The organism is Bacillus aquiflavi (assembly GCF_019915265.1).
Lineage (GTDB): Bacteria > Bacillota > Bacilli > Bacillales > Cytobacillaceae > Bacillus_BT > Bacillus_BT aquiflavi.
The window spans coordinates 2,179,339-2,191,945 of record NZ_CP082780.1; the positions used below are offsets into that span (position 1 = coordinate 2,179,339).

The following is a 12,607-nucleotide window of genomic DNA, read 5'->3' on the forward strand; positions in this document are numbered from 1 at the left end:
AATCAAATTTATATATAAATTTTCTTTATAAAACTTTTCTTAAAAATTCTTGCGCCCGTTTACTTTCTGGTTTTGAGAAAAACTCATCAGGCTTCGCATCCTCAACAAGTATACCGCCATCAAGAAATAGTACCCTATCAGCCACTTCGCGGGCAAAACCCATTTCATGAGTAACAATGATCATTGTCATTCCTGAATGGGCTAGTGATTTCATTACATCTAAAACTTCTTTAACCATTTCAGGGTCAAGGGCTGACGTTGGTTCATCAAAAAGCATTATTTGCGGATTCATCGCAAGTGCTCTCGCGATTGCAACACGCTGCTTTTGTCCACCCGAAAGACGATTAGGGTAATGATCTGCTTTTTCTGTTAATCCAACTTTCTCAAGTAATTCAAGAGCGATTTTCTTTGCCTCATCTTTTGAAAGGCCTTTCACTTTCATCGGCGCATACATTAAATTTCCTAGCACCGTCATGTGTGGGAATAGATGGAAATGCTGGAAAACCATTCCGGCATTTTGGCGCATGTCCCGCTCATTTATTTTTTTATTCGTTTTTTCTTGTTTATTTATCCAAATCTGCCCGCTCGTCGGTTTCTCCAATAAATTCAAACACCGAAGAAAAGTTGATTTACCTGAGCCTGATGGCCCAATAATAGCAGCTACTTCTCCTTCGTTAAATGTTGTTGTGATTCCCTTTAAAACAGATAATGTTCCGAAGGATTTATAAAGATTATCAATTTTAATCACTATGTCTTAATCTCCTTTCAATTATTTTCCCTAAAAATGTTAAGGAGATAACCATTAAATAATAAATCACTCCAGCAAATAAAATGGGTTCAAAATACCTAAACTGGTCTCCTCCAACGATATAAGCCCGGCGCATTATATCCGCAACCCCGATAACTGTAACAACAGCAGACTCTTTTGTTAATGTAATAAATTCGTTCATTAAAGCAGGTAAAATATTTTTTAAAGCTTGTGGCAAAATGATATCTTTCATCATCTTTTTATATGGAATTCCTAACGCCATCGCTGCTTCTTGTTGTCCTTTATCGACCGCTAAAATTCCCGCACGAATAATTTCTGAAATATATGCAGCTGAATTTAATCCGAAAGATAAAACGGCAGCAGTAGATGCTTCAATATCAAGTCCAGTTAATTGTGGATAACCAAAATATATGAGCATAAGCTGTAGAACAAGAGGTGTACCACGAAAAATGGAAGTATAAGCATTTGCGAACCAAACTAACGGCTTAAATGAGCTAATTTTAAAAAATGATAAAATAATACCGAGAACAAACCCCAAAATAGCCGCTAATGAAACAATTTTGAGCGTAACTCCAATCCCTTGCAAAATATAAGGCATAGAGGGAATGATCTTGATAAAATCTAACTCCATCTATTATTCCAATCCTCTCTTTAAAAGATTTAAGTCTTATTTTTTTATCATTATGATGTACGAACAAAGTTAAAAAAACGTTCAGGAGAGAAACCGCCTGAACGTTTCCTAAATATCTTTACTCACCTTGTAACCTTTTTTTCTCTAATTTTTCTAATTCACCATTTTCCATTAATTCTTTTAACGCTTTATTAAACTCTTCTGTTAACTCGCTATCTTTAGGAAAGGCAATAGCATATCCAGCCTCTTCACTATCTTCTTCAATTGTAAATCCAACTAAATCTTTATTTTCTTTTAAATATCCATTAGCAATTTTATCTTCAATGATGGCGGCATCAAATCGACCAGCTAAAATTTCTTGTACTAATTCAGGAATTCTATCTCTTTTTTCTACTTTTAATTCAAGTGATTCTGCTAACTCATTCGCCTTTTCTTCTTGAATTGAAGCCAACTGAACACCAAGTGTTTTTCCGTTTAAATCATCTAAAGTTTCAATTTTACTATCTTTTTGAGATACAATCATATGTTTTGCTTCGTAATATACATCACTGAAATCAACACTTTCTTTTCGCTCAGCAGTTGGTGTCATTCCAGAAAGAACAAGATCAAGCTTTCCTGCTTGCAGCGCTGGAATTAATCCGCTGAAATCATAATCTTGTACTTTTATTTCATAACCTAGTTTGTCACCAATCATTTTTACTAAATCGATATCAAAACCGATGATTTCATTACTTTTTGCTGTATCAACAAATTCAAATGGCGGATAATCAGAGGCTGTCCCCATCTTTAGGACTTTCTTCTCTTCTTTTCCTTTCTCTTTTGCGCTTTTTTTACTATCGTTGTTTGTTCCGCATGCTGCTAATATCCCAATCATTAGCATACTAATAACGAATAAAAAAATTCCCTTTTTCATCCTAATGTTCCCCCTGTATTTATTTATTAAGCGAGATATATTATTATTATAAAAAACAATTCTTTTTATAATTATACACTATAATGTATTTTAACACATTTTTATCATTATTCAATACTATTTTTTTCTTGAAAAAAAGCTCCGTTGCTGGAGCTTTTTAAAGTAACTATATTTCTTCACAATATTGATCAAATGCTTGCTGAAGCTTTAAGACGACTGCTGCTGGGTCATATCCCTCAATTTCATGGCGTTCAACCATTGTGCAAATTTCCCCATCCTTTAATAAAGCAAATGACGGGGAAGAAGGTGGATAATTTGTAAAATAGGAACGTGCTCTTTCAGTGGCTTCTTTGTCCTGTCCAGCAAAAACAGTTACTAAATGGTCTGGACGCTTATCATAATGAACAGCGTGAAGAGCAGCTGGTCTTGCAATTCCACCTGCGCATCCACAAACAGAATTAATCATCACAAGCGTTGTTCCCTTCTTTGAAAGAGCCTTATCTACTTCCTCTGCCGATGTCAATTGTGTATATCCTGCCTCAACCATATCTTCACGAGCTTGGCGAACAACATCGTTCATAAACAAGTTAAAATCAATATTCATCTATAAACACACTCCCTTGAAACAATTTATTTAATTAATAATAACAATATGCCTATATTGTTTTCAACATAAAGAACTTTTTTAAAAAAAGTGTTTAATTCTGTTTTAAGGGGGAAATATATATTTAGGCTAGATCCATACCCCTAAAAACTCCCTAGTAATTGGATAGTGTTTAAACAACGCTATCCTCTTTTTTTATCTTAATTGTAATTTTTTCCATATTTTCATCTTAAAATACCTCCCCTAAAACGGGGAGGTTGAATTTAAAATTTTTTTTGATATTCTTGAAATAAAAAATTGACGGCCGAAGTAACGGTACGATCACCTGCGATTACTTCATTCTCTATTTTCGGCAATAACATTTTTATTTGTGGGTGATAGAAAAAAGACGCTTGTAGATGATCAGTGATCATAGAATAGATCCACTGTTTTGTTTGCATTCTTCTTCTTTGATCGAATACTCCACTGCTTTTTGTCGTACTTTCAAATGTAGTAATCATTTTCCACAATTCATCGATTCCTTCATGTTTTAATGCCGAACATGTATGAGCTTGCGTCTGCCATCCTTTAGTAGCTGGTTGTAAAAAATGAAGAATGCGATTGTATTCCTCTTTTGTTCTTAGTGCATTTGGCAAATTATCTCCGTCAGCTTTATTCACAACAATTCCATCTGCTAACTCCATAATGCCTTTTTTCATTCCTTGTAATTCGTCTCCAGCACCTGTTAATACAAGAAGCATGAAAAAATCGACCATATCGCGAACGATTACTTCACTTTGACCAACACCGACCGTTTCAATGAGAATTACATCAAAGCCAGCTGCTTCACATAATAACATCGTCTCTCGCTTTTTTCGATGAACACCACCAAGTTTTCCTTCTGAAGGAGATGGGCGTATAAAAGCCCGGCGATTTCTCGCCAGCTTTTCCATCCTTGTTTTGTCGCCAAGAATGCTTCCTCCAGTTAAACTTGAGCTTGGATCAACAGCTAACACAGCAACTTGATGGCCGTTATCACATAAATAGCTACCAAATGCTTCGATAAAAGTACTTTTACCTGCTCCAGGAACTCCAGTTATTCCAATTCTGATGGCATTCCCTGAATGAGGCAGGAGCTTTTGAAGGAGTTCTTGTCCCTTTTGAAAGTGGTGTTCAGCATTACTTTCAATTAATGTGATCGCTCGGGCAATCATCGTCCGATCACCTTTTAGCACACCTTTGTAAAGTTCATCGACACTAAGCTCCGTCTTTTGCTGCTTTTGAAAACGAGTACCCTTTTGAAAGCTTTCGTTTGCTGATGTCGTTTCTATTCCTTTCCGAACAACACTTGAGAAATTTTCCGGATGATTCGGATCAACCCATTCAGGTTTTTGCTCAGTCATGCTATTGCACCACTTCCTCATAGCCAAGCCGCTTATAAATTTCGCGAATGACTTTTTGAGCAGCTACAGGAATAATTGTACCAGGCCCAAAAATTGCGGCCGCACCATTATCAAGTAAAAATTGATAATCTTGGGCAGGAATAACGCCTCCAGCAACGACAATAATGTCCTCACGACCGAGCTTTTTCAATTCCTTTATTAGTTCCGGCAAAAGTGTTTTATGACCTGCGGCAAGAGAACTCATTCCGATCACATGAACATCATTTTCGACAGCTTGTAATGCCGTTTCCGCTGGAGTTTGGAACAATGGCCCGATATCAACATCAAAACCTAAATCTGCAAATGCTGTTGCAACAACTTTTGCACCACGATCGTGCCCATCTTGACCCATTTTTGCTACTAAAATACGTGGTCTTCTACCTTCATTTTCTAAAAACTCCTCAGACATTCGCTTTACTTCTTCAATTTCTTCTTCATTAGAAAAAGCAGAGCCGTATACACCGCTGATTGAACGGATAACAGCTTTATGACGACTTGCTACTTTTTCAATTGCATCTGAAATTTCTCCAAGTGTTGCTCTTACTCTAGCAGTTTGGACAGCAAGCTCCAATAGGTTTCCTTCTCCGGACTCTGCTGCTTTTGTAATCGCATTTAATGCATTTTGAACAGCCTGATCATCTCTAGAAGCCTTTAATTCAGTCAGTTTTTCGATTTGTTTTAAGCGAACCGCTGTATTATCAATATCAAGTATGTCAATTGGATCTTCTTTTTCAAGTCGATAACGGTTCACACCGATAATCGTTTCTTTCATTGAGTCGATATGAGCCTGTCTGCGAGCTGCTGCTTCTTCAATTCTCATTTTTGGAAGACCTGTTTCGATCGCTTTTGCCATACCGCCTAGGTTTTCAATTTCATTGATATGAGCCCAAGCCCGATTCATTAACTCGTTTGTTAACGTTTCAACATAATAAGAACCTGCCCACGGGTCAATAACGTTCGTAATTCCACTCTCTTCTTGTAGAAACAATTGCGTATTTCGGGCAATACGCGCTGAAAAATCAGTCGGCAGTGCAATAGCTTCATCAAGAGCATTTGTATGCAATGACTGCGTGTGTCCCATCGCTGCCGCATGGGCCTCAATTAATGTTCTAATGACATTATTAAACGGATCCTGCTCTGTTAAACTCCATCCCGATGTTTGTGAATGGGTCCGCAATGCCATTGATTTCGGATTTTTTGGATTAAACGATTTCATCATTTTGGCCCAAATTAACCGAGCTGCTCTCATCTTTGCGACTTCCATAAAATAGTTCATGCCAATTGCCCAAAAGAATGACAGGCGAGGTGCGAACGAATCGATATCAATTCCGGCTTTTAACCCTGTGCGAACATATTCAAGTCCATCCGCAAGCGTGTAAGCTAATTCAATATCTGCAGGTGCTCCTGCTTCTTGCATATGATATCCTGAAATACTAATACTGTTGAACTTAGGCATATATTTTGATGTGTATTCAAAAATATCTGCAATAATTTTCATCGACATTCCTGGCGGATAAATATAAGTATTTCGAACCATGTATTCCTTTAAAATGTCATTTTGAATCGTCCCAGATAATTTTTCTTGGCTTACACCTTGTTCTTCGGCTGTTACGATATAAAAAGCCATTACCGGGAGAACAGCTCCGTTCATTGTCATGGAAACAGACATTTGGTCTAAAGGTATACCAGCAAATAATGTTTTCATATCAAGAATTGAGTCAATCGCTACCCCTGCTTTTCCGACATCACCAACTACTCGCGGATGATCAGAGTCATAACCTCGGTGTGTAGCTAAGTCAAAAGCTACAGAGAGACCTTTTTGACCCATCGCTAAGTTACGGCGATAAAAAGCATTACTTTCTTCTGCCGTTGAGAAACCGGCATATTGTCGTACTGTCCACGGACGATTAGCATACATCGTCGGATATGGACCTCTTGTGTAAGGGGGCAGACCAGGCTTATCATCAAGATGATCCATCTCGGCTAAATCTTCATTTGCATAAAGTGGTTTTACATTAATTTGTTCATTCGTTTCAAATAAAAGCGCATCAATTGATCGTTCAACCTCTGCTTCTGCTTTTGTTTTCCAGTCATCAATTGAAACAGATTGTTCTTGATCAAAAAGGCGAATGTTTTTAAAATTAGGCTTATTTTGCATCTTGTTCCGCCTCCAATCCTTTTAGCAGGTTAGATAGAGTAGCATAACAATTACTCTTTACATGAACAAATTCATCTATGCCTGCTGCTGTTAAGTTTGCTTGTTCTTTATTATTAGGCTTACCAGCCATAAAAATATGAATATTAGGATACTTTTCTTTGATAAACTTTACTAAGTCAGCGCCATACTGTGCATATTGCTCATCACTTCCACATAAGGCGTAATGACTATATTTCGTTTCTTCTATGAAAGATAAAACATCAGAATTTGCTTCTAAGCCAGCACTTCTATCTGTCTTAATACCGCCAGCGGCAAAAAATCCAGCCATAAAGTCAGCTCTTGCTTTATGCTTTTTTAATTCCCCGATACAGATGAGACCTACAACCGGATGAATTTTTTCTGCTTGCTTCCGCAGTCTCTCATAAGGTTCTGCAAGTCGCTCTTGCAAAATTGGCTCGACAGTTTCACGATAAGCCGATTCTTTTTCCTCTGTTTCTGTTCCTAAATGAGATGGGGTTTCTTCGGATAGATTTGCGTATATGTTTGTACCGATAATACTTTGTTTTCGAGTAAAGACGTCTTTCATACGCTGTTCTTTTATTGATAAAATTTCACCTTGAAGCCAACCGGATTTTAATACAGCAAAAATACCTTCATTTTCTTCAATTTCAAGGAACATTTCCCATGCTTTTGTAGCCAGCTCAGTTGTTAAATGTTCTATATAATATGAACCTCCTCCTGGATCAACGACTCGATGGAGATGAGATTCTTCTTTTAAAATTAATTGCGTATTCCGAGCAATTCGTTCTGAAAACTCTGTTTGCTTATTGAATGTTTCATCAAAACTGCTTACGTGCAAATATTGAACGCCGCCTAAAACAGCTGCAAATGCTTCATTTCCCGCTCTTAACATATTTACATACGGATCGTATACAGTTTTTGTAAAACGAGAAGTTTCTGCGAAAATAACCATTTTTCCTAAACTTTCGGAAGCGCCATATGCTTCGGTTACTTTCCGCCAAATTAATCTTGCTGCTCTAAGCTTAGCAGTTTCCATAAAGAAGTTTGCACCGATTGAAAATCCAAAAACGATCTTTGACAAAATCTTTTCAATCGATAAACCGCGCTTTAAAAGCTCCTCAATATGGTAAACACCAGTAGCTATCGCTGCGGCAAGTTCTTGAACTGCATTTCCTCCGCCATTATGATAGACTGTACTATCAACATAAATTGTTTTTAAATGTGGAAATTGTTCCGACGCTGAGCTTATCACATTTGCCCAGTCATCATAAGTTTCTGAAATTGTTTTAACAAGCCCGCCTTTTTGTACTAAAAGACCGATCGGATCGCTTGCAATAAAACCAGAAATCTTAGCTTTGTCCCCTTTGTTTGTTTCAGCTAGCTTGCTTAAAAAACTGAGAATCTCTTTTTGCCATACTTCAGCATGAATACTGAAAGGAAACTTTGTGTAAATATCTTTTAGCAACTCAGAAAATGACTCAACATTTGTTACAAGCCCTTCATTAAGCTGAAAGGAGATCGCATTCTGTCCTTTTTTCAAAGCTTGATACAGTTTATCTTTTAAATCGCTTACATTCTCAGTAGATAATTTTTGAGCAATTTTCCACGGTGTAGATAAATAGCCAAGCGGCGATATCCCTCGCCGAAAATCACCTAACCCCGGATATTGTGTATAGTCATTACTACTGTTCACATTTTCTCTCGTATAAAGAGGATTAAGTTGTATTTGCTCATATGTTTTCCTTTTTAAGGAATCAACTGTTTTTCCTTTTAAACTTTCTTCCGCTTTCTTGTTCCATTGTTCATATGAAACAGATGGAAATGATTGATTTTTCATTGATTCTAGTTTCATCACGCACTGTCAAAGTCGACAGCCTAGCCTCCCCTCTATTCGATAATCAAGTTGTATTAAAATTCAAAAAAGTGTATCCCTTTATTATTTTATTATACATATTTCAAACAAGCAATAATGACTTATTATCATGATGATGATTTACAATCCACAATTAACTGAAATTTTATTCAGTACGAACCGAAAAAATCCCTTTTCTATATTAAAGTACTAAATAAATAAAATTTTTTTAATATAAAAAACAAGCTAAAATTTTACATCTAGTAGGCCTTTCGCTTCTTTTTCACTAGATTCAAATAAATATAAAAACCGAGTAGGAAAGGATGACTTCCACCAGATTTCCACACCATTGTACGTGAATCTGTCTAACAAGCTTACTTAAATTGTATATTTATTATATGAGTCGAATTCGTTCATCTTGGGCTATGGAAACAGAAGCAACTTAGTGCAGTCGATCCAAATAATCGTATTAGGGGATTTTAGATGCATCTGATGAGCATAAAAAACGCCATAGATAAATTGTATCGCAGCCTGTGTGTATGTCCGTTTTATCTTTCTTTTCTTATAAAAACAGCACACTATTTTAGATTTATCATATAGGTTAATTTGGAATAATATATATGAAATAATGAATAATCAACTATTGTTTTATGCAATTTATATCAAATTCATTTTCCAAATTTGTAAAATATTTCAATTACTAAAAAACCTCGAAAGGCATATAGCCAATCAAGGTCAAAGTTTGAATACAACTATTATTTATGTATTTCCCCTTTCCCATACTCTCTTTCCGTCGGTTAAATAAACTGCACTTGGCGGATCATTATAGAGAGAAATTTCAACCAATGAACTTTTCTTTTGTCTTAACCAATTATATACACTGCCTTCGTTAGTAGTAGGATGGGATAAAATATGATTTACTTGAAATGCGACTGCATAATATTCGTTATAATTTATATCATCCTCATCCAATCCATTGTCCGTTTCAAAAAGTGTGTCCGGTTCACCAATAATCTTTAATCCACTATCCCACTCTATTATCAGGTCACTCCCTTTATTCTCTTTTAATGCTTTTATTAAAGGATCATATCCCATTTATATTCTCCTCTTTTTATTTTTTTAATGGTTCTGAAGGCACTATATGTGCACCGGCTTTTCCGTAATGAATTATTCCTCTAGTAGTCTCAATGTATTCACCAGTATCATGATCATAGTATTTCCCTATTGGTTCACCAAAATCTACTCTCTCTTTATTTTTAGTAACAGTGGTTCCTTTTCCTGCAAATTTATCAAGTAATTCTTGCGCTTTTTTATTATCTCCTCCAGAAAATACTTTTGTTTTTTCCGTTTGCTAATTCTTGTTTATAGTTTGGTGTACCGAGAATATGCTTTTCTTGAGCTCCAGCTTTCACTTTTATTGGGAAACCATTTACTTCACGATATGAACCTTTAGGTACAGAATCTTTTCCATAAGAAGGTCTATGATTACCCGTACCCCTACCTTCCTTACTCTTCACCGAAAACATTTGAGGACGAATGTCTCCGAGCGGCTTTGTTCCCATTCCAACAATCGGCAGAGAAAAATAGCCTGTCGACAGTTGCTCTCGATAAAGTACAGGGACTTTCATCTTGCCCAATTCTGCTTTCGCTGCGTTAATCTTTTCTTGGATAAATTCTTTGCTGTATGGTTTACTGTTGTTCACTTTCGGTGATTTTCCAGGACTCTTTACGCTAGAAAGACCTTTTACTCCTTTTAATAAGGTGCTTGGAATGAGAGACGGCAAGGCAGAACCAGTTGCATACATGATGCCTTCTTGTTCAACTGAATCGGTCACAACCTGTGCGACAGATTCCGCTGTACGAATAGGGTCTTGGATAAATTGATACTACGTCAAGAGTGTAGACACAGATTTTTTCTACCGCGCTTACGCTTGGTGGCCTTGATAAAAAAGTTTAAATAAAGAGCGATTTAAACTTTTTTATCAAGGTAAAATCAGGATGCAGATTCCCCATACATTCGTTCAAATTCGTTTGGTGTAAAGTATCCCAATGTTGAATGGATCCTCTTGGAATTGTAGAAGAACTCGATGTACTCAAACAACGATTTCTTAGCTTCCTCTCGCGTCCTATACTTCGATTGATAAACTAGCTCACGCTTAAGAATACCGTGAAAGGACTCAATACAAGCATTGTCGTAACAGTTCCCCTTGCGGCTCATGCTGCCTATCATTTTGTACTGTGTTTATAGTTTCTGATACTCGTGTGAGGCATATTGAACACCTCGGTCCGAGTGATGAATAACGCCTTCCTCTGGACGTTGGCGCTTGTAAGCCATTTTTAATGCGGAGATTACCAATTCCTTTGTCATGGTTTTATCCATTGCCTAACCTACTATTTTACGAGAATATAAGTCCATTACGCTCGCCAAATACAACCAGCCCTCATTGGTCGGAATATACGTGATATCCGTTACCCAAAACTGGTTGGGTTTACTAGCTTAAAATTGCCGGTCTAGAACGTTTTCACTTACTGGATGTTGATGCTTGGAATTGGTTGTGGCCTTATATTTTTTGACTGTACAAGACTTCCATTGGTTTTTTGTCATAATGCGGGAAACCGTCCGCTCACTTACTTCTACGCCCCGTTTGTTAAGGGTTTTAGCGATCTTAACGCTGCCGTATCGTTGCTTGAATTCTAAGTGGGTCTTTAAGACCTCTTGTGGCAATTTATCATGCTTCTTTTGTCGGTCACTTTTTGGTCGTTTTAACCATTTGAAATAACCACTTTTGGAAACTCCCAGGACTTTGCACATCTTCTCCACTCGGGATTGGGAGCAGTGTTCTTGGATGAACTCATATTTTACCGAGGGCTTTTCGCGAAGTAGTGCATCGCCTTTTTTAAGATTTCATTCTCCTCCTTGAGATCACGAATTTCTTTCTGAAGGGCTCTTAATTCAGCTGCTTCTGAAGAAAATGTTTGGACAGCCTTAATTTCAGGTTTTTGAACATACTTCTTCATCCAGCCATGTAAAGTATTTGCGTTCACGCCAACTTCCCTTGCTACTTGAGCAATAGGCTTATTGTTTTCACTGATATACTTTACTGTTTCAATTTTAAATGCCTCGTCGAATTGCCTTCCTCTTGCCATACAGACACACCTCGTTATAGTTGATATATTTATTATAACAATCTGTGTCTACTATTTAGTCTAGCATCACAACAGACTGTGGCACCTTACAAACGCTCAAATGACACGTTAGAGGACACAGTAATTCACCTATTTAAAAAGGGCATTACGATGGCTGAAATTGCAAATTTAATAGAGAAAATGTATGGTCACCACTATACGCCACAAACGATTTCGAATATGACAAAGGCTGTTTCTGAAAACGTGAAAGCGTTTCAGAATCGTCCGCTGTACAATCGCTACGTGTGCGTGTATTTAGATGCGACATATATTGCCGTTCGTCGTGATACAGTTTCTAAGGAAGCTGTTTACATCGCAGTTGGCATTCGTGAAGACGGCTCAAAGGAAGTACTGGCCTACACAATCGCACCAACAGAATCGGCTTACAACTGGAAAGAGCTGTTAGAAGAGCTAAGGGAACGTGGTGTTGAAGACGTCCTATTATTCGTTTCAGACGGTTTAAAAGGCATGTCTGACGCTGTTTTTAACGTGTTCCCTAAAGCGAAATATCAAGTGTGTCTTGTACATGTTGGGCGTAATATTGCCCATAAAGTTCGTGTAGAAGATCGCCACGAAATTTGCGAGGATTTTAAAACGATTCACCAAGCAACAGACGCAGAATTAGCTCAAACAGCACTTCAAACGTTCTGCGACAAATGGGGAAAATCGTATAAAAAAGTCACGAAAGGATTACTTGAAAACCCTTATTTACTCACATTTTATCAGTTTCCAAAGGATATTTGGCGAAGCATTTACTCGACGAATTTAATTGAGTCGTTTAATAAACAAATCAAGAAGTATACAAAGCGTAAAGAACAGTTTCCTAATGAAGAATCGTTGGAACGTTTCTTAGTGACGCAGTTTGAGGATTACAATGAGCGTTTCGCCACACGGTGTCACATCGGTTTTAACAAGGCCCGTGCAGCACTGGAGAAATGTTTGAAGAGCTACAGGAACCCGGCAAAGTAAGTCGGACGCGCCAGTGCGAAATTTGGATGTGTAGGAAAGGGCTAGCCCTTTCCTACACATCCAAATCAAACCTTCAAAACAAG

At 37.3% G+C, this 12,607-nt stretch carries 8 protein-coding genes and 3 pseudogenes; 1 reads left to right on the top strand and 10 read right to left on the bottom strand.

All coding sequences use genetic code 11. The annotated features are described in order from the left end of the window. Positions 1-25: 25 nt before the first annotated feature. The 10 genes and pseudogenes from K6959_RS10510 to K6959_RS20025 form a co-directional block, all read right to left on the bottom strand. Positions 26-748 (bottom strand): amino acid ABC transporter ATP-binding protein, encoded by a 723-nt coding sequence (locus K6959_RS10510; RefSeq protein WP_223086463.1) that lies wholly within the window; start codon positions 746-748, stop codon positions 26-28. Then, positions 741-1,400: an amino acid ABC transporter permease gene (locus K6959_RS10515; RefSeq protein WP_163242940.1), complete on the bottom strand. Its 660-nt coding sequence runs from the start codon at positions 1,398-1,400 to the stop codon at positions 741-743. The genes K6959_RS10510 and K6959_RS10515 overlap by 8 nt, the downstream gene beginning before the upstream one ends. A gap of 118 nt (positions 1,401-1,518) precedes the next feature. Then, entirely contained in the window at positions 1,519-2,313 is a 795-nt protein-coding gene (locus K6959_RS10520; RefSeq protein ID WP_223086465.1) for a transporter substrate-binding domain-containing protein, read from the bottom strand. Between the two features lie 166 nt (positions 2,314-2,479). Then, on the bottom strand, positions 2,480-2,917 hold the full coding sequence (locus K6959_RS10525; protein WP_163242942.1) for a BrxA/BrxB family bacilliredoxin: 438 nt from the start codon (positions 2,915-2,917) through the stop codon (positions 2,480-2,482). 263 nt (positions 2,918-3,180) lie between these two features. Continuing rightward, positions 3,181-4,299: a methylmalonyl Co-A mutase-associated GTPase MeaB gene (meaB, locus tag K6959_RS10530; protein ID WP_223086467.1), complete on the bottom strand. Its 1,119-nt coding sequence runs from the start codon at positions 4,297-4,299 to the stop codon at positions 3,181-3,183. A 1-nt stretch (position 4,300) separates the two neighbouring features. Further along, positions 4,301-6,496, bottom strand: coding sequence for a methylmalonyl-CoA mutase (scpA, locus tag K6959_RS10535; protein ID WP_223086469.1), 2,196 nt, complete (start codon positions 6,494-6,496; stop codon positions 4,301-4,303). Continuing rightward, the gene (locus tag K6959_RS10540) at positions 6,486-8,369 is read right to left on the bottom strand and encodes a methylmalonyl-CoA mutase family protein (protein ID WP_223086471.1); all 1,884 of its coding nucleotides are present in this window, start codon (positions 8,367-8,369) and stop codon (positions 6,486-6,488) included. The genes scpA and K6959_RS10540 overlap by 11 nt, the downstream gene beginning before the upstream one ends. Positions 8,370-9,128: 759 nt before the next feature. Further along, entirely contained in the window at positions 9,129-9,464 is a 336-nt protein-coding gene (locus K6959_RS10545) for a hypothetical protein (RefSeq protein ID WP_163242946.1), read from the bottom strand. 16 nt (positions 9,465-9,480) lie between these two features. Further along, positions 9,481-9,856: pseudogene (locus K6959_RS10550) on the bottom strand (polymorphic toxin type 50 domain-containing protein); the annotation flags it as partial. Between the two features lie 506 nt (positions 9,857-10,362). Further along, a pseudogene (locus K6959_RS20025) lies at positions 10,363-11,516 on the bottom strand (IS3 family transposase). 69 nt (positions 11,517-11,585) lie between these two features. On the opposite strand from K6959_RS20025, the pseudogene K6959_RS10575 reads away from it, so the two are divergent. Continuing rightward, positions 11,586-12,524, top strand: a pseudogene (locus tag K6959_RS10575) (IS256 family transposase); the annotation flags it as partial. Between the last annotated feature and the right edge of the window lie 83 nt (positions 12,525-12,607).

Bases quoted from the DNA above. Each gene is read 5' to 3' on its own strand.
- K6959_RS10545 (WP_163242946.1), bottom strand. From the start codon at position 9,464: ATGGGATATGATCCTTTAATAAAAGCATTAAAAGAGAATAAAGGGAGT.
- meaB (WP_223086467.1), bottom strand. From the start codon at position 4,299: ATGACTGAGCAAAAACCTGAATGGGTTGATCCGAATCATCCGGAAAAT.
- K6959_RS10515 (WP_163242940.1), bottom strand. From the start codon at position 1,400: ATGGAGTTAGATTTTATCAAGATCATTCCCTCTATGCCTTATATTTTG.
- K6959_RS10540 (WP_223086471.1), bottom strand. From the start codon at position 8,369: ATGAAACTAGAATCAATGAAAAATCAATCATTTCCATCTGTTTCATAT.
- K6959_RS10525 (WP_163242942.1), bottom strand. From the start codon at position 2,917: ATGAATATTGATTTTAACTTGTTTATGAACGATGTTGTTCGCCAAGCT.
- K6959_RS10520 (WP_223086465.1), bottom strand. From the start codon at position 2,313: ATGAAAAAGGGAATTTTTTTATTCGTTATTAGTATGCTAATGATTGGG.
- scpA (WP_223086469.1), bottom strand. From the start codon at position 6,496: ATGCAAAATAAGCCTAATTTTAAAAACATTCGCCTTTTTGATCAAGAA.